General features: G+C 58.9%; 17 protein-coding genes. 3 read left to right on the forward strand and 14 right to left on the reverse strand.

Annotated features, from left to right (window positions below; translation table 11 throughout):
* The first annotated feature begins 262 nt into the window (after positions 1-262).
* The 3 genes from thpD (at position 263) to RE428_RS23955 (ending at position 2,627) form a co-directional block, all read left to right on the forward strand.
* On the forward strand, positions 263-1,198 hold the full coding sequence (thpD, locus tag RE428_RS23945) for an ectoine hydroxylase (RefSeq protein ID WP_004579627.1): 936 nt from the start codon (positions 263-265) through the stop codon (positions 1,196-1,198).
* Between the two features lie 250 nt (positions 1,199-1,448).
* Entirely contained in the window at positions 1,449-2,084 is a 636-nt protein-coding gene (locus RE428_RS23950) for a hypothetical protein (RefSeq protein ID WP_004579626.1), read from the forward strand.
* Positions 2,085-2,087: 3 nt separating this feature from the next.
* Positions 2,088-2,627 carry a hypothetical protein gene (locus RE428_RS23955; protein ID WP_040882330.1) on the forward strand — a complete coding sequence of 180 codons (540 nt, stop codon included), beginning with the start codon at positions 2,088-2,090 and terminating at the stop codon, positions 2,625-2,627.
* A gap of 25 nt (positions 2,628-2,652) precedes the next feature.
* Here the strand turns inward: RE428_RS23955 and RE428_RS23960 are convergent, their stop codons facing one another.
* The 14 genes from RE428_RS23960 to rpmH form a co-directional block, all read right to left on the reverse strand.
* Positions 2,653-3,447, reverse strand: a complete 795-nt coding sequence (locus tag RE428_RS23960) for a sulfite exporter TauE/SafE family protein (protein WP_004579624.1) — start codon at positions 3,445-3,447, stop codon at positions 2,653-2,655.
* A gap of 13 nt (positions 3,448-3,460) precedes the next feature.
* Entirely contained in the window at positions 3,461-5,053 is a 1,593-nt protein-coding gene (locus RE428_RS23965) for a gamma-glutamyltransferase family protein (RefSeq protein WP_004579623.1), read from the reverse strand.
* Between the two features lie 4 nt (positions 5,054-5,057).
* Positions 5,058-5,756, reverse strand: a complete 699-nt coding sequence (locus RE428_RS23970) for a GntR family transcriptional regulator (protein WP_004579622.1) — start codon at positions 5,754-5,756, stop codon at positions 5,058-5,060.
* Positions 5,753-7,438, reverse strand: a complete 1,686-nt coding sequence (locus tag RE428_RS23975; protein ID WP_004579621.1) for a dipeptide ABC transporter ATP-binding protein — start codon at positions 7,436-7,438, stop codon at positions 5,753-5,755. Before RE428_RS23975 ends, RE428_RS23970 begins: the two co-directional genes overlap by 4 nt.
* Positions 7,439-7,447: 9 nt before the next feature.
* Complete coding sequence (locus RE428_RS23980) at positions 7,448-8,341, reverse strand: ABC transporter permease (protein ID WP_004579620.1); 894 nt, start codon at positions 8,339-8,341, stop codon at positions 7,448-7,450.
* Between the two features lies 1 nt (position 8,342).
* Positions 8,343-9,371: an ABC transporter permease gene (locus RE428_RS23985; protein WP_004579619.1), complete on the reverse strand. Its 1,029-nt coding sequence runs from the start codon at positions 9,369-9,371 to the stop codon at positions 8,343-8,345.
* An 18-nt stretch (positions 9,372-9,389) separates the two neighbouring features.
* Positions 9,390-11,015, reverse strand: coding sequence for an ABC transporter substrate-binding protein (locus tag RE428_RS23990; protein WP_004579618.1), 1,626 nt, complete (start codon positions 11,013-11,015; stop codon positions 9,390-9,392).
* Between the two features lie 525 nt (positions 11,016-11,540).
* Complete coding sequence (locus tag RE428_RS23995; protein ID WP_004579617.1) at positions 11,541-12,287, reverse strand: substrate-binding periplasmic protein; 747 nt, start codon at positions 12,285-12,287, stop codon at positions 11,541-11,543.
* Positions 12,288-12,490: 203 nt separating this feature from the next.
* The gene (locus RE428_RS24000) at positions 12,491-13,243 is read right to left on the reverse strand and encodes a substrate-binding periplasmic protein (RefSeq protein ID WP_004579616.1); all 753 of its coding nucleotides are present in this window, start codon (positions 13,241-13,243) and stop codon (positions 12,491-12,493) included.
* A 193-nt stretch (positions 13,244-13,436) separates the two neighbouring features.
* Positions 13,437-14,798: a tRNA uridine-5-carboxymethylaminomethyl(34) synthesis GTPase MnmE gene (gene mnmE, locus RE428_RS24005; RefSeq protein WP_004579615.1), complete on the reverse strand. Its 1,362-nt coding sequence runs from the start codon at positions 14,796-14,798 to the stop codon at positions 13,437-13,439.
* A gap of 121 nt (positions 14,799-14,919) precedes the next feature.
* Positions 14,920-16,623: a membrane protein insertase YidC gene (gene yidC, locus RE428_RS24010; RefSeq protein ID WP_004579614.1), complete on the reverse strand. Its 1,704-nt coding sequence runs from the start codon at positions 16,621-16,623 to the stop codon at positions 14,920-14,922.
* 4 nt (positions 16,624-16,627) lie between these two features.
* Complete coding sequence (gene yidD, locus RE428_RS24015; RefSeq protein ID WP_081614546.1) at positions 16,628-16,912, reverse strand: membrane protein insertion efficiency factor YidD; 285 nt, start codon at positions 16,910-16,912, stop codon at positions 16,628-16,630.
* A 21-nt stretch (positions 16,913-16,933) separates the two neighbouring features.
* Positions 16,934-17,308: a ribonuclease P protein component gene (gene rnpA, locus RE428_RS24020; RefSeq protein ID WP_004579612.1), complete on the reverse strand. Its 375-nt coding sequence runs from the start codon at positions 17,306-17,308 to the stop codon at positions 16,934-16,936.
* A gap of 19 nt (positions 17,309-17,327) precedes the next feature.
* Positions 17,328-17,462, reverse strand: coding sequence for a 50S ribosomal protein L34 (gene rpmH / locus RE428_RS24025; protein WP_004579611.1), 135 nt, complete (start codon positions 17,460-17,462; stop codon positions 17,328-17,330).
* Positions 17,463-18,395: the final 933 nt, after the last annotated feature.

The following is an 18,395-nucleotide window of genomic DNA, read 5'->3' on the forward strand; positions in this document are numbered from 1 at the left end:
AGCATGTAGCAGATGCTTCAGCTTCTGAGGCGCCGTAGGTGCCCATGGTCTTACAAATCGTGAGGAGGACTTCGAGCTCCCGTTACGTCAATCCGCGATGAAACCTTTTTGTGGCGAGGTTCGCGTCGGGCAAGACAGGGGTTGAAAAACCAATCCTTAACCCCGAATCTCTTATCGCTATTTTTCGCCAACGAGGTGAACCCTGGAAAATCATTAGACCAACCGCGAGTAGAGAAAACGAGTTCAAAAGTAGGAGGTTCGAATGGATACTCGATCTGACGACTTTTATCCCACCCGGCTGGAACGTCCCACATCCAGCTATGACCGACGCGATCCGGTTGTCCACAGCACAGGTGCGGCCCGCAAGGACGGCCCGCTCAGTGAAACCGAACTGGCCCGGTACGAACGCGACGGCTTCCTGGTGTTCAACAGCTTCCTCGATGAGACTACAGTACGCCGCTTCCGTGAGGACCTGCGCGCCTACGAGGAGGACGACGGTATCCTGCAGTCCGAAGGCACCATCACCGAGCCCGGCAAGCAGGAAATACGCTCCATCTTCGGCATCCACGAACTGTCCGCACGGTTCGATCGCCTGACCCGTGATCCGCGCTTGCTGGATATGGTGCAGCAGCTATTGGGCAGTGACGCCTACATCCACCAGTCGCGCATCAACTACAAGCCGGGCTTCCACGGCAAGGGCTTCGACTGGCACTCGGATTTCGAGACCTGGCACGCGGAGGACGGTATGCCGCGCATGCGGGCAGTCAGTTTCTCCATTGCCCTGACCGACAACACCCCGTTCAACGGCCCACTGATGCTGGTGCCCGGCTCCCACAAGACCTTCGTGCCCTGCGTCGGCCGCACGCCGGAAGACAATTACCAATCCTCGCTCAAGAAGCAGGAACTGGGTGTACCCAGTAACAGGGACCTCGATGCGCTGATCAGCCAGAACGGCATCAAGGCCCCCACCGGCCCAGCCGGTTCGCTCATCATCTTCGAGTGCAATACCCTGCACGGCTCCAACGCGAATATGACGCCCTGGCCCCGCAGCAACCTGTTCTTCGTCTACAACAGCGTGGAGAACGCACTCGAGCAGCCATTCTGTGGCAACAAGCCGCGACCGGATTTCCTGGGCAACCGTAACCATACCGAAGCCCTGCAACCGTTGCGTGATCGTGATCTGTCCAAGGTCGGCTGAAGCCCGCCCGGAGCTGAAGGTGGCCCGCGTTGGTCACCTTCTGCCGTCCACCCAGACTGTGACCTGCGACCAACGCCCGATCAACGGTTCGATGCCATAATCAAGCTGTTTGCTGCCAGATTGGAAGCAGCCTGATCGAAAACAATCCGATTGGATAACGCGAAAGCATCTGGGCCACCGATGACTGAGCCTTACCGGTAGTGCCGAGCCGTCAACAAGAGCCAGCCACGACCTGTAGGGATACATCGTCATGACAACAACCAGCCTGTCCGTTCGATTTTTAGTCGCAGCACTTCTCATCAGCCTGATCGGTGCCTGTACCTCTACGACCAATACGACCATCAGGAAGAAGGAGGTACTCGAAGAGACCGACAAGACCTATAACAGTCTCGTGGTACTGGCAGCTACCGGTAACATGGTCTATCGCAATGCCATAGAAAAGGCTCTAGCCGAGGAGCTGCTACAACGGAACTTCCGCGTGTTCCGTTTCCAGGACGGCGATCTGCCCTGGGACGATAAGGATGCGCTACGGGAAACCGTGGCCGAACAAGCCGAGGAGATCGGTGCTGACGGTGTACTGGTGGTCAGTTTCGTGCGCAAGGAGGATCAGGACGACTACGTATCCATGCAGGTCATCCAGGAACCCATCGTGACCGGTGTTGGGGCCCATGCCCATACCTACATGCGCACCACCGTGCAGCCGGGCTACTACGAAACCCGGAAAACCTACGTGCTCGAGACCACGCTGTTCGATGCAGAAAGCGAAGAGGCCGTATGGCGGCTATACTCTGATACTGTCAATCCACGTTCGGTGGAGGACGGCGCCCATCATTTTGCCGTTGCCGTGGCCGCTGTCCTGGAAGAAGACATCAAACACAGCGAGTGAGCCATGACGCAACGGATGCCCCTCATCGTTTCCACCCTGGCCGGGCTGATCCTGTCCGGCTGCGCTGGCCAGCAAACGGTTTCCCACGGCACCGACGATCCGTGCCAGACCCTACAGGCCGTCATCGACGACTATCCCAACGGTTTCGCCGCCTTTCGCGGCAAGGCGCGCAATACCAACCTGCTGACGGTGTACCAGGCGAAGGAACAGCTCATCGAGGGCCAGTGTGAAATCTGGGCCTGGAACCAGCAGGACACCGCCTATGCCTGTACCGTAGCGGCACCGGACCAGGAGGTCGCCGAGCAGCGCCACGAGCGTACCCGCGAACTCCTGCAGTCCTGCCTGGGTAGTAGCTGGGAATCCTCCGAAGTGGAACGCATACGGGACGCCGTGCCCGCCGGCATTGTGACCCGGTTTACCAATCCGAACTCGCCGGCCGTGGTATCCATCCACAGCATCATCCGCGCCACAGGCGCCCGGCAGCAGCGATCGACAGCCCTTTACATCGGCAGCCCGGCTCGGGTGAATACACTGACCGAATAGATCCCGCCATGCGGGACCCTGTTTCTCAGAACGAGGTGACCAGCATTCGGGCGGCCACCAGGAACAGCAGGGCCCCAAAGCACCGTTTGAGCGTTGGCGCGGGGATGCGGTGGCTCAGGGCTACACCCAGGGGGGCCGTGATCACCGTGAAGCCGGCAATCAGCGCCGCAGCCGGCAGATAGACGTAACCCAGGGACCATTCGGTGATCTGCGTTCCCCACCCGGAAATCACATAGCCGATCGTACCGACGAGGGCCAGAGGTAGCCCCAGGGCGCTCGACGTGGCCACCGCCCGTTGCATGGGTACGTTGAAGAACACCATCAGCGGCACCATCACATTGCCACCGCCGATCCCCGCCAATCCGGACAGCGTACCGCTGAACAGCCCAAGGAACGATGTGCCCACTGGCCCGGGCATCGACCGGGACGGATTCGGTACCCAACGACTCAGCATGATGATCGAGACGATGAGCAGGAAGCAGGCAATGCCCATCTCCAGCACTACCGGAGGTAACCGGCCGGCGATAAAGCCGCTGACGAAACTGCCGATCACCACCAGCAAGGCCCAGCGCTTGAAGATAGTCCAGTCGACCGCCTTGCGTTTGATCTGGGCCCGGGCGGCGGAGATGGAGGTGAAAATGATCGTGCACAGGGAGGTGGCTACAGCGGAAATGACGACGAACTCGGCGGGGAAAGCCTGACTGGTCAGGATGATCACCAGCGCCGGGACAATCACCACGCCACCGCCGATTCCCAGCATCCCGGCCAGGACGCCGGCCACAATCCCCAGTACAGAACAGGCAATGATCATTTCCAACATGTCTTTCTCTCGTCTAGCGGGTTGTCTGACCGAGGCTTACGCCCTGGCCTCGTGGATCATGCATGGCTTCGCGCTGACCGTCTATGTTCAAGGCAATGGCGCCGGCCTGACCAGTGAACGGACTGAGTTCCGGCAGCCACTCAAGTTCGTGCCCGCGGGCGATGAGGCCAGAGGCTACGTCATCGCCAATGGGCGCTTCCAGCTTCAGATTCTCGCTACTGCCAAAAAAGCTCCGGCCAAGCAGAAACCGCGGCGTTGAAAGGGCAGCTTCTATCGTCTGTTCGTAGTCGATAAGTTGCGTTGCCAGCACCATCTGCGTCTGGGGCTGGCCATCGCCACCCTGGGTCCCGAAATAGAACTGCCGGCCATCGTCCGCGAGGTAGCAGGACGGGTTCAGGGTATGGGCCGGCCGCTTGCCCGGTGCCCAGGCGTTGGGGTGGTGGGGGGCCGGATCGAACCCCGCCGCCCTGTTCAACCAGAGCACGCCGGTATCGCCAATAAAACAGCCGGACCCGAAATCATGGAACAGGCTCTGGATCAGGCAGGCCGTGCGCCCGTGACGATCGCTTGCGGCAAACCAGACGGTATCCGCCGGGTGGGCGGGCTCCCTCCAGCCGGCTGCTCTACCCGGGTCAAGCCAGCGTACGTCCGCCTCGGCCTGGGCTGTGGATAACTGGGCCAGGAAATCCGTCTTACAGTGCCGGGGGTCGCACAACTGCCGATTGCGATTCTTCAATTGGGCTTTGATTGCCTCGACCAGGTGATGGTAATAATCAACGCCCCGATTGGGCATGGCGCCGATATTGACCCGGTCCAGGGCGTGCAGCGCACGCAGGGTATACAGACCCTGGCTCGGGGGCGGCAGGTTGTAAAGGGTGCCCTGACGATAGCGGATCTGGATCGGCCGACACAATTCGGCCCGGGTACGACGCAGGTCATCCTGGGTCAGGCCATTTCCAAGCGATCGGAAGCCGTCTGACAAAGCCAGCGCCAGGTCACCGTCATAGAAGTCGTCCACGCCCGCCCGGGCCAGCTGGCGCAGGGTTTCCGCCAGCTCAGGCTGGCGAATCGTCGTGCCTTCGGACAAGAGCTCGCCCTGCGCGTCACAGCAGAACGCTTTCAGATCCGGCATGCTGGCAATCAGGTCCCGTCGCTGGACTTGCCAGAAGGCCTGGGACGGACAAAGCGTCATACCTTCTTCTGCCAACCCGATGGCCTGTTCCAGCAAATGGGACCAGCCGAGCCTGGATCCCCACTGCCGCCGGCTCCAATCCAGGGCCAGGGACCAGCTGCGCAGCGCTCCCGCCGTGGTGGCTGCAGAGGCCGGGCCCCGCTCGGTGATCTGTTCCCCGTCAGGCAATCGTTGCCCGGCCTGGCCCAGACCGAGAATCGCGTCCACCTGCCTGCCATCGCTCAGCAACCACATGGCGTCGCCGCCGAGACCAGTCATATGGGGATAGACCACCGACAATACGGCGCTGGCCGCCAGTGTGGCGTCGATCGCCGTGCCGCCGGCGTCGAGGATAGCCAGGCCTGCTTCGCTGGCCTGGCGGTGGGGCGTGCAGATGACGCCGCCCTTAGATGTAGCTTTCTGTGGATAAGTCATCACCCTACTCGTTGACCGACGGTTCGTAGTCCGCCGCCGCCCGGTGCTCGGCGACGAATTCGGCGGTCATGGCGCTGACCGTTTGGACGTGCAGGCGCATCAAGCGGGCGACCCCATCCGCATCGCCGGCCATAATGGCCTGGACGATGGCATCGTGCTCTTCCCAGGATTTGCTCATACGGTTGGTCAGCCGGAACTGGGCGCGACGAAACGGCGCCAGGCGGGTGCGGGTGGCGAGAGCCAGGTCCTGCAGTTGCGGACTCTGGGCCGCCTCAAAAATCAGGTTGTGGAAATCCTGGTTATAGCGCGCGTACTCGTCGGTGGTGCCGTCGCGTACCAGGTGCACCGACTCCCGGTGAATCTGCATCAGCCGCTCGCGTTGTTCGCTGTTCATACGCAATGTGGCCAGACGCGCCAGCGCCGCTTCCAGTTCGGCCATGGCCTCGTAGAGATCGCCCAATGCCTGGGGCGACAGCGTGGACACCACGACACCGCGGTTGGGGCGGTGAGTAACCAGGCCCATGGCCGCCAGGTGACCGAAGGTTTCGCGAATGGGGGTACGGGAAACGCCAAAACGTTCCGCCATACCCTGGGCATCGAGCTTTATACCCGGTACCAGTCGGCCACTGACGATATCGTCCGCCAGGGTCTGGACAATCGAATCCACCACCGTGCCCTTGCGCACGCTTTGTTCTCCACTCATGGCCTCGCGTGTCCTTCTGCGGTCTCTGGCGGATGGGGAATCGCCGCCAATAGTTGCCGGGTATAGTCTGTGGTCGGCGCGTCCAGCAGTTGTCTGGCCGCCCCTTCCTCGACGATTTCGCCGTTCTGCATCACCATGATGCGGTCGCAAAGTAGCCGCACCACGTTGAGATCGTGGCTGATGAACAGGTAGCTCATGCCCAGCCGGTGTTTCAGGTCTTCGAGCAGGTTCAGCACGACCGCCTGAACCGACACATCCAGGGCGGCGGTGGGTTCATCCAGGATCAGCAACCGTGGCTCCAGTGCAATGGCGCGGGCAATTCCCACCCGTGCCTTCTGGCCACCGGAGAGCTGATGGGGGAACCGGTCCAGCAAGTGGGTCGGCAAGCCCACCAATTCGGCCAATTCGTTGATTCGCGTTTCCCGGCCGGCGCGTTTCATACCCGACGCCAACCGGGATAGTGGATCGCCAATGGACTGTGCCGCTGTCCAACGCGGATTCAGGCTGTCCGTCGGATCCTGGAACACCATCTGCAACTTGCCCCGCAACGGGTGCGCCGCAAACTTCGCACTGGACACCGTGCTGATATCTTCGCCCAGGAATTCGATGCTCCCGGCCGTGGTATCCAGCAAGCGCATGATCATTGCCGACGTGGTCGACTTGCCGCAGCCGCTTTCACCCACCAGCCCCAGACTTTCGCCCTGGTGCAAGGTAAAGGAGAGACCCTTGACTGCCAGGTGACCCTCCTCCGCGCCGGGCTTGCCGAACTGTTTCTTCAGGTTGCGCACCACAAGCAAGGGCTCGCCGATCGCGCCGGACTCAGGCAACGGCATGGCCTTCGCCTGCAGCTCCGGAGACAGGAGGTCTCGCACCGCCGAATCCTTGTGGGGCGTCGCTTTGAGCAATTGCCGGGTATAAGGCTGGCGTGGGTTGTGGAAAAGTGCCGAGGAGTCGTTGGTTTCAATCACCTGGCCTTTTTCCATGACCACCAGCCGATCGCAGTAGGCGGCTGCCAGCCCCAGGTCGTGGGTGATAAGGATCGTCGCCATATCGTACTCGTGGGTCAGTTCCACGATCAGATCCATCACCGCTTTCTGGGTGGTGACGTCAAGGCCGGTGGTGGGTTCGTCGGCAATCAGCAACCTCGGACGGCAAGCCAGGGCAATCGCAATCACCACCCGCTGGCACATCCCGCCGGAGAGCTCGAACGGGTAGGCGTGGAAACGTTTTTCCGGATCGCGAATCTTTACCGCCCGCAACATATCCACAGCCTTTTTCGCCGCATTGCTGCGGGTGGCCTGGCTATGCTGGATCAGGACATCGGCCACTTGCTGACCCACCTTGCGGATCGGATTCAGCGCGGCCCGGGGATTCTGGAAAATCATCGAGATTTCCCGGCCACGTAAATCACGCATGTCCTTTTCCCGGGCCTTATGGATATCCATACCGCCGTAGACGATCCGGCCATTGGCAATACTGCCGGCCCGGTCGAGGATGCGCATTACCGCGTAGGAGGTCACCGACTTGCCGGATCCGGACTCCCCGACAATCCCCAGGGTTTCGCCCTTGGCCAGCTGCAGGGAGACGTCATCGATCGCGCGGACAATGCCGTTGCGGGTGGAGAAATCCACGCTCAGGTGCTGGACATCCAGCAACGGTATACCTTTCGATATCTCGTTCATCCCGTCTCCTCAAGTGCGACGCTGGGGATCGACGAGATCCCGCAGGCCGTCGCCGATCAGGTTGAAGGTGAAAACCGCCAACATCAGGGCCAACCCCGGGAAAAGGGCCAGCCACCACTCGCCGGAAATGATGAAGTTGGCGCCTTCGGCCACCATGATGCCCCACTCCGGCGTCGGCGGTTGAACACCCAGACCGATAAACGACAGGCCGGCGGCATTGAGGATCGCCCACCCCATGTTGAGGGAGATCTGGACCATCATCGGCGGGAGGGTATTGGGGAAGACGTGGCCGAACAGCACCCGCAGTTCGGAATTGCCGGACAGCCGGGCCGCCTGCACGAAACCGACATTGCGGCGAATACTGACTTCGGCCCGGGCCATGCGCGCATAGAACGGCAGGTTGATGATGGCCGTGGCGTAGACGATGTTTTCCACCGTGTTGCCGGCCGCCGCGACGATACCCATGGCCAGCACGAACAGCGGGAAGGCCATGATGGTATCCACCAGGCGACCGGTGATCCGGTCGGTCCAGCCACCGAAATAGCCGGCGAAGGCGCCCATCACGGAGCCAATCACGAAGGAGATGGCGACCGCCGAGACCGAAATGAGCAAATCGAGTCGGGTTGCTGCAACCACACGGGAGAATACATCCCGGCCCAGGTGATCGGTGCCAAACCAGTGGGTGCCGCTCGGCGGCTGAAGCGCAGGCCCGACACCCGTGACTATCGGATCGTAGGGCACCAGCGCCGGCCCCAGGATCGACATCAATACGAATAGCGCGAACAGCCCGAATGCCAGGCCTGTCACGGGATTGTCTGCCATCACGTGTTTCAGGTGCTGCCAGTATCCGGACCGCGGTCGCGCAGCTGCGGGTGGCGTTTTGGGTGAGGTTATCGCGGTCATTTCAGCTCTCCTCGCCCACCCGCGGGTCGATCAGTGTGTAGATGACGTCGATCAGCAGGTTCAGGCCAACGAACAGCAAGGCCATACACAGTACAAATCCCTGGACCGCCGCATAGTCCGAGACCACCAGCGCCTCCACCGCAAAGGAACCGATACCGGGCCAGGCAAACACTTTTTCCACAAGCACGTTGGCACCCAAGAGGAACGAGAACACCATGCCAAGGGTCGTGACTACCGGTAAAAGCGCATTGCGGAAGGCGTAGGTGATCAGGACCCGGTGCCCGCTCAGGCCGGCTGCGCGGGCGGTGCGGACGAACTCGCTACCCAGCGTCTGCAGCATGGCAGCGCGGGTCATGCGAGCGATGGGGGCGAGCACAAAGAGCGTCAGGGTAATCAGGGGCAACGCCAGCTGTGCCAACGCGGCGCGGAAGACCTCCCAGTCGCCGGCAATCAAGGCATCTATGGTATAGAAGCCCGTTACCGGATCCGGCGGCAGATACAGGAGATCCAGCCGCCCCATGGGCGCCGGCGCCCAGCCCAGCAGGTAGTAGAAGACATACATCAAGGCGAGGCCGGTAAAGAAGATCGGCAGGGACACGCCGGCCGTTACCAGGAAACGGCACAGGTGATCGATCCAGCTATTGGGCCGGGTGGCGGCCATCACGCCCAGGGGTACCGCAATGACAAACGCCAGCAGCAAGGCCCCGAGCGTCAGTTCGAGGGAGGCGGGCAATCGGGTCGCCAGCTCCGAGGTGACGCTCTGGCCTGTGGATATTGCCGTCCCCAACTCGCCCTGCGCCAGGTCGCCGACATAGGCCACGAACTGGATCGGCATGGGCTTATCCAGCCCCAGGTTCTTGCGCACCGCCTCGATGGACTCGGCATCGGCCATCTGTCCGGCGAAATACGCCGCCGGATCTCCGGGGAGCGCCCGGGTCAGCAGGAAGCACACCACCAGGATGCCGAAAATGGTTGGAATGGCCTGTAGCAGGCGCATTCCAACCCGGCGGCTCTTGATCGCCAGGGACATAGCAGGCTCCTTGCCGAATCAGGCGGGCTTGAGGGGGCGCACGTCCATCTGGCGATGGAACCAGTATTCGTACCCCTGGATGTCGGGGCTCATGGCCACGTTGAGGGTCGGCTGCCACAGGGGTATCCGCGGAATATCCTCAAACGCCATTTCGATCATCCGTGTCACGTTGGGCGCGTAGCGGGGATCGTCCATTGGCATGTCCAGTGTTTCATCTACCAACTTGGCCATCTCCGGATCGCCGTAGTTGTAGGAATTGAACAGGTTGCCTTTGATGTAGGCCCAGAAGAAGTAATAGTCCGGCGTGTTGAGCCAGCCGCCGAAGTTCTCCATATGCAGCGGCAGCTTCTTTTCCACCAGGGCGATGGTCCGCCAGTTGGCGCCGGGGATCTTCTCGATGGTGGTCCGGATGCCGATCTTGCCAAGTCCCTGTTGAATCAGCAGCGCCGCAGGTTCTGCCCAGTCCGCATGGGACAGGCTGAAGGAGAGCGGTACGTCGAAGCCATCCTTGTAGTCGGTCTGGCTCAACAGTTCTTTTGCCTTTTCCAGGTTGTAGTCGTAGGGCGAGGGTTGGGGCCAGGCAATGGAATCCACGCCGGCGATGCCGCCCCACATGGGCACACCCTGGCTGTAGGCCGCCTGCTCGAAGATCGCCTGGTAGGGAATCGCCCACGCCACCGCCTGGCGGACCCGCTTGTCCTGGAAGGGTTCGAAATTGAGGTTGGTGCACAGGGAATAGATGCAGTTCTCTATAGGCGTACTTACGACCTTCACACCGGACTTTTCGGCCAGCTCCTTGGCATCCTTGTTGGGGATATTCTGGGAGATGCCGACATTACCCCGTTCGATCAATGCGCGGCGGGTCGACTGGGCCGGTATCTCCCGCACAATCACCCGCTGGAAACCTGGCTTGGGGCCGCTGGCCCAGTCTTCATTACGTTCGTAGACCAGCTGCTGGCCCGGGTCCCAGCGGTTGACCTTGAAGGCCCCCGAGCCGGCCGGATTGCGGTGGAGGTAATCCGTTGCCCAGGGATCATCATCGGTGGCTTCTTCTTTCGCGACGGTGGCATTGATGACAATGGGAATAGGCGTTGCCAGATCCGGCAATGACAATTTCGACGGGAACGGCAGGGTGATACGGAAAGTGCGGTCGTCCACGGCCTCGAACTGTTCCGGACTGGTAAATCGGCCCGCCTTCATCTGTACGGTTGGAAAGCCGCCGAGAGAAACAGCCCTATCGAACGACCATTTCACGTCGTGGGCGGTGACCGGCTTGCCGTCCCAGAAGGTGGCGCCTTCACGCAGGGTAAAGGTCATGACGGTACCGTCTTCACTTATTTCCCAGGACTCGGCCAGTTCCGGCTCTACGTTGTCGTAATCGTATGAGAGGGAACCATCGTCGAGGGTCTTGGTGCCGAAGGTAACCAGACGGTCATAGCAGTTGATGGCCACCTGGTAGCTGTCACGGTTGGTCCCGCTCCTGTGGATATCCAGGCTGTTGACCGTACCGCCGAAGACGACCACCGCGGTATCCGAGGTCGCCGCCTGGGCAGGCATGGATTTCAGCAGTGGCAGGACGCTGGCTCCAAGGGACAGGGCGGTTGCCCCCTTGAGGGCTCCTCCAAGAAAGTCACGGCGCTTCATTTTGCATGCTCCTTCGCATTTTAATTAGCGAATGTGCATGCACCTGATGTGCCAGCGACGAATTCCGGCCTTCTCAGTAGCTCAATAAATACTTATAAATTAGTTATTTACATGTATAGGCAAGGGTCATTGCGAGGTTTGTATGCAGATAGAGAAACTTCCCGTGAATTTGGTATGCACTATTCACAGGCAGAAAAACGGATAGCGCACCAAAGGGCCGCCCTGACATAAAAGGCTGGTGCAGGAGCCCATAAAAAGGTTCATCGCACTTTAGCGAGAATTCTTGTAGTGCAGAGCAGTCCGGGAATGGGCAGCCAGAGGACTGCTCCGAAGCTGAAGCGTCTGCTACATTTTCCAGATAACTCGAGCATGTAGCAGATGCTTTAGCTTCTGAGGCGCCGAAGGTGTCCATGGTCTTAAAACGCGTGCAAAGGACACCCGGCTCCCTGCCACGCCAATGCGCGATGAACCACAAAAAAGCCGGTACTGGATGACGCCAGTACCGGCTTTTCTTCTAGCTATCGATCAAAGACCGTACTTGTCCTCGATCGCTTCGTACATGCCGTTTTCACGAATGGTTTCCAGGCCTTCCTTCAATTCCTCGATCACCTCGTCCGGGGTATTCGGGTTCATGGCCAGGTAGAGTTCGGTCTTGTTGAACGAGTAGACCGGCACCAGACCTTCCACATCCTGCTGGGAGGCGAAGTAGGGACCCGCCAGGCGATCAGCGATCCACAGGTCGATCTGCTCTAAAGCCAGACGCTTGGGGTTGAGGTCGTCACTATCCAGTTGGGACACCGTGTAGCCACGCTTGAGCAGGTACTCGGTCATGACGTCACCACGGTAGCCCCCGATGGTCATGCCCTTGGCGTCTTCCAGCTCATCCATTTCGATATCGCTGCCCGGGGGGGCAAAGACGGTCCACAGGTTGCGGGTCAGAGGGCCCACCCACTTGAATCGCGGTGCACGATCCTCGGTGTACGTAGTGCAGAAGATACCGTGGTTGGGCTTGTCCAGTACGCGGTTGTAGCCGTAGTCCCAGTTGCGCAGCTTGATGATGTATTCCAGGTCGGTATGGGACATGATCGCCTTGACCATTTCCGTGCATAGACCATCGATATCCTCCCCCGTGTGCTCAAAAGCGCGGCCGGAGGCGCTCATGTTGTAGGGCGGGAAGTTTTCAGTGTAGAAATAAAGCTTTTCGGCAGCCTGGACACCGGTCGCCGGCAACAGGGACAGGGCGAGCAACCCCAGAACGAGCACTTTGCGCATGGCAGGGAATCTCCACGATTTCTTTTTTCTTCGCAGTCCGGAAGGACTCCGGACGAAAGGTAAATCGTCCGAAAGTCTACCCTAAGGCCGGACCGCATTGCGTCTGCTTCCCTGTTCGTTTTTGTAAAACTGCGGCGTATGTAAGCCTATGAATCAACGTACTAAATTTTTATTCACCTGTTAATTCATACACCTAACGATGGCTAGAGTCCGTACTTTTCCTCGATGGCGCCGTACATACCATTGTCGTGGATGGCCTTAAGGCCCGCTAGCAATTCCTCAATGACTGCGTCGGAGGTCTTGGGATTCATGGCCAGGTAGAGTTCGGTCTTGTTGAAGGAATAGGCCGGTATCAGGCCATCGACGTCCTGCTGTGAGGCCATGTAGGGACCTGCCAACCGGTCGCCGATCCAGACGTCGATCTGGCCCAGGGCCAACCGCTTTGGGTTCAGGTCGTCGCTATCGAGGGCCGATACCTTATAACCGTGCTTGAGCATGTAGACCGTCTTCACGTCATTTCGATAGCCACCGATCGTCATACCCTTGATATCAGAGAGGCTGTCGATCGTCAGCTTGCTACCGGGCGGCGTGAAGATGGTCCATTCGTTGCGGGTCAACGGACCGACCCATTTGAATAACGGCGCACGATCCTCGGTATAGGTGGTGCAGAACAGGCCATGGTTGGGCTTATCCAGCACCTTGGTGTAGCCGTAGTCCCAGGTCCGCAGCTTCATGCGGTACTCCAGCTCGGTGTGGGACAAGATGGCCTTGACCATCTCGGTACACAGGCCCTCGATACGGTCCTCGCTATGCTCAAAGGCGCGGCCGGAGATGCTCATGTTGTAGGGCGGGAAATTTTCAGTGTAGAGGTAGATCTTCTCCTTATCCGCGCCCTGGACAGCAGCGGGTAACAACAGGGTCAGCAACAACGAGCAGAAAACAGGAACCTTGCCCATGACTTGGATCTCCGGGGGGTGCATCTCAACTTCAGACACCGGGAGATTGCATAGTCCAAGCCAGTTTTATCGGTTCGCGTAAGCTCGCATCAACACTGGAGTTTTCCCCCGGAAACCATGATCTCATCGCGCAACGTGTTGAAATCATGGTTTGTATTGGTGCCCCCATGCGCGCTTTGGGGGCACTATCAGGCTACTTGCCGATGCAGAAACTGCTGAATATCTTCCCGAGCAGATCGTCCGGCGTCATCGCACCGGTAATTTCCCCCAGAGCATCCTGGGCCATCCGCAGGTCTTCGGCCAGGAGTTCGCCTGCTCCATACCCCTCCAACTGGGCTTGCCCCTGAACCAGGCAGTCGCGGGCCTTTTCCAGGGCAACCAGATGACGGCGGCGGGCCAGGAAACCACCTTCGGTGGTGGTCGCATATCCCATACAGGCTTTCAGGTGATCCCGCAGGACATCGAGTCCCTCGCCGGACTTGGCAGCGATGCGAATGATCGGAGCAGCGTCGTCATCACTGTAGCCGGCGGCCTCGCCGCTCAGGTCGACCTTGTTGCGGATCACCGTCAGCGGCGCATTGTTCGGCAACTGATGGATAAAATCAGGCCAGATCGCCTCGGGCCGGGTTTCACCGGTTGTGGTGGCATCCACCATCAACAGGATGCGGTCGGCCTGCCGGATTTCGTCCCAGGCCCGGGCGATACCGATCTGTTCCACTTCGTCCGGGCTGTCACGCAAACCGGCCGTATCGATCACATGCAAGGGCATTCCATCAATGTGGATATGTTCGCGTAACACGTCCCGGGTCGTGCCTTCTATCGCCGTAACGATTGCCGCTTCGCGTCCGGCCAGCGCATTGAGCAGACTGGATTTGCCGGCATTGGGGCGGCCCGCGATGACGACCCGCATGCCGTCGCGCAGGATAGTACCTTGCTGTGCTTCGGCCAGGATCGTAGCCAGGTCGTCCATGATGGTTTGCAGATCCCCGGCGACCTTGCCATCCGCCAGGAAGTCGATCTCCTCTTCGGGAAAGTCGATCGCGGCCTCCACATAGATACGCAGGTGGGTAAGTGATTCCACCAACGTTTCGATACGCTGTGAGAAGGCACCCTGCAACGACCGGATGGCGCAGCGGGCCGCCTGTTCAGAACTACTCTCAATCAGGTCGGCAATGGCTTCGGCCTGGGTGAGGTCCACCTTGTCATTGAGAAAGGCCCGCTCGGAGAACTCGCCAGGCCGCGCCAGCCGTGCTCCCTGTTCACAGACTTCCCGCAGCAACAGATCCAGGATCACGGACCCCCCGTGACCATGAAGCTCGAACACGTCTTCACCCGTGAACGAGTGGGGGTTTGGGAAATACAGGCCCAGCCCCTCATCGATGACCGATCCATCGCTGGCGCGAAATGGCCCGTAGTGGGCATAGCGGGGTCTGGGAGCGAACCCGAGGATACGCTGGGCGATGATTCCGGCATCCGGGCCTGACAGACGAATAATCCCCACACCGGCCCGGCCGGGTGCGGTGGCAATGGCAGCAATGGTGTCGGTGGTGTGCATAGGTCGATTACCCGGCGCGGCCTGGAGCCAGCGTCAAACAGTCAAAGTGCATGCTAAACGAAACAGGGCCCCTTGCGGAGCCCTGTTAATCGGTTTGCCAAGTCCTGTGGATAACTCCAGGTCAGGCCTTCTTACCGATGCCTTCCGCCTCGATCTTGCGTGTGATGTACCACTGCTGAGCAATGGACAGCACGTTGTTCACCAGCCAGTAGAGCACCAGGCCCGCCGGGAACCAGAGGAAGAACACGGTGAAGATCAATGGCATCAGTTTCATCACCTTCGCTTGCATGGGATCCGGCGGTGTCGGGTTCAGGCTCATCTGGATGAACATACTCGCACCCATCAGGATCGGCAGGATGAAGTACGGGTCCATCACCGACAGGTCGTGTATCCACAGGACAAAGGGCGCATGTCGGAGCTGCACGCTCTCGAAAAGAACCCAATACAGCGAAATGAACACCGGCATCTGTACGAGGATAGGTAAACAGCCGCCCAACGGATTGATCTTCTCCCGTTTGTAGAGCGCCATCATTTCCTGGGACATCCGCTGTCGGTCATCACCGTAGAGTTCACGCAATCGAGTCAGCTGTGGCGCCACGGCACGCATACGCGCCATGGACCGATAGCTGGTCGCGGAAAGCTTGAAGAACAGCAGCTTGACCGAGACCGTCAGCAGAATGATAGCTACGCCCCAGTTGCCCACCAGATCATGGAACCAGTCCAGCACAATGAACAGGGGCAGGGCGATAAAGAACAGGAAGCCGAAGTCGACCGTGCGGTCCAGGTTCGGTGCGACGGTTTCCAGCCGTTCGATAATCTTTGGCCCCACGTAGGCACGAGCCCCGACTTCCGCCTGTTGGCCTGGCTCGACGGTCGTTGCTCCACTGACGAAGCCCATGACTGTGAGGTTATTACGCTGTGCCGTCTGGTATTTGTGCTGGCTGTCGGCGTCTGGAATCCAGGCACTCAGGAAATAGTGCTGTAGGAAGGCTATCCAGCCACCTTCAGCTGTGCGACTGATCGGATTCTCTCTCAGGTCCTCGAAATCGTACTTCTGGTACGGATCTTCGTTGGTACTCAGCACCATGCCCAGAAATGCCTTGATACCCAGGCTTTGTTGTGCGGTCGGGTCCCCGCTGCTATCACGGACGATCTTGCCGGCAAAGTTGGCTTGCCAGGCGGATTCCGACTGGTTGTCGATCAGGTAGCGGACGTCGATTTCGTAGCTGTCGCGCTGCAGGGTATAACGTTTGGTGACCTCAACGCCGCTATCGCTGGTGAACGTTAGGTCAACCGTTAGCGTGTCGGCATTTTCTCCCAGGGTAAAGTTGTCCTGGCTTGCCTGATAGGTAGGTATCGGTCCATTGCGGGAAGCGTCGAAACCGTCTCTGCCAATCATCCCGCTTTCCAGAACGTAGGTGCGGAACTGGTTGTTCTGGAGCAATTTAAGTGGTGCCGGGTCGTCTCGAGATTCCCGGTACTTAAGCAGGGAAGCTCGGGTAACGTTGCCCCCAGCCAGGTTGATATTCAACTCGAGTACATCCGTACGAACGGTAATCTGCTTGCCGCTATCGCTAGCCTGTACCGTCGAACCTTCCACCTGGGTCTGGCCCTGGTCTTCCGGTGTGGCGAATTCGTTGTCGCCGCCCCGGGCCGCATCGGGCGCGCTCAGTTCAGGAGCGGTATTGTTGGCGGATCCTTCCTGTTCTGCAGTTTGCGCAACCGGCTGCTGCGGGGCCTGGTGATAATCTTCGTTCCAGGCGAGCACCATCAGGTAACTGACAATGGCAAGGCCTATCCAGAGGATTGTTCTTTGAATATCCATAGGTTCAATGTGTCGGCTGGTTTGAATGGGAAGAACAGTGCTTATGGTGCTCGTTATTCGTATGTTCCCGACCGGAGTTCGGCGGTACCGGATCATAACCTCCGGCAGACCAGGGGTGACAGCGTAACAGTCGACGCAGGGTCAGGTAACCGCCGCGCAGGATACCATGACTTTCAATGGCTTCCATCGCGTAGGACGAACACGTGGGGTAGTGACGGCAGTGACTGGCCATCATGGGACTGATGGCATACCGGTAAAACCGGATGGGAAGCAGTACGAGCTGTCGCATCATCAGATCCGGTACCTCGGGTTAGCCGGAGGCATCATCCGCTTGACGGGCCTTGCGCCGCAAGCGCTGCCACAGCTCATTGAGAATTCGGTGAATGGCCGGATTCTCCAGATCAGCGAGACCTTGGCGGCCAAGGACGACGATATCCAAGGCGGGAAGATCATGCTGCTGGCGAAAGGTTTCCCGCACGATACGCTTTATACGGTTGCGCTGGACGGCAAGCCTCAGATTTTTCTTTGAGAAAATCAAGCCGATCCTGGCATGCCCCAGATCATTGGGGGTCGCCAGGATCAGGAAATGCCGGTGGGGAACGCGAACAGTAACTTGGCTAAAGACCCCACTGTAATCACGGGGCTTGAGCAAACGGTCCTGTTTGGTAAATGTCCCAGCCGGCATTGGAACCCGTCAGTCCCGATCAGGCTGACAGGCGGGCACGACCCTTGGCACGACGACGGGCAATGACCTTACGGCCGTTGGCAGTAGCCATGCGGGCACGGAAACCGTGAACGCGCTTACGCTTCAGGACGCTGGGTTGAAACGTTCTTTTCATGATGTCGATCTCACACTCGGATGTATTGAAAACGAATTCTGTCTGCTGACCAGTGCCTCCCGTGCGCCTGGGCGCAATCACTCGCCAGCCGGAGACCTGTCAAAAAATGAACAGTCAAAATAGGAGCGGGATTTTAGACAAAGCCGACCCGGAATTCAATCGATAAACGCGATCATTGGGTGAAAGTTCCGGTGGATCGTGGAATCTACTACTCGGGATGGTACGCCAAGGCCGGTCGCTGTTTTCCGTTCACACATGGGAGTCGATAACAGTTACTGAAAGTCTTTTTTCTTTTAAATGAATATAAGACAGTTACTGTTACTGTTAGTCATCCATGATTCTGTGGAAAAGATAACTTTATATATGTGAGTCAGTGCCTTAGAGGTTTGAGAAAGTTGGGTGTAAATGACCTTGAGCCTTGGGGAAAAGCCGTCATTGAAATGGGGATAACGTCCGGGTTCGAGTGAGAGGCAAGTTGTTCATGGATTCGAACTCAGGTTGTTCACAGGATTCCCGGGCGGGTAACCACAGAGGCCTGTGGAAAACTATTTTTCATTGAATTTCTGTACACAAGGCTGTATGTAAGTCAATAATTTATTGAAAAATATAAATAAAGTTATCAACAGGCTGTTTATGGAATCGGCTTTGGGGCTTTTGTTGGCCGTCTTCCGAGCGTAGAATGACCGGCTATTCAGGCTTTCCGCACTGCGTGTCGCACTCTTCCGGCTACTTGTTCTATGCAGGTATCCAGGGGCTGGCTTTGTCCAGTGGATAACATAGGAATCGATCAGGGTCGGTCCGTCGAACGCGAGAAGAAGAAAGCCACAGCAACTCGTAATCATCCAGAGGGTGTTGCAAACGTAACGAGCGAAGACCAGCAAGGCTGGACGTCCACAAAAAGTGCAGATTACCGATAGCCGATGAGAATGTTGA

The sequence above is a fragment of the Marinobacter nanhaiticus D15-8W genome (genome assembly GCF_036511935.1).
Taxonomy (GTDB): Bacteria; Pseudomonadota; Gammaproteobacteria; order Pseudomonadales; family Oleiphilaceae; genus Marinobacter_A; species Marinobacter_A nanhaiticus.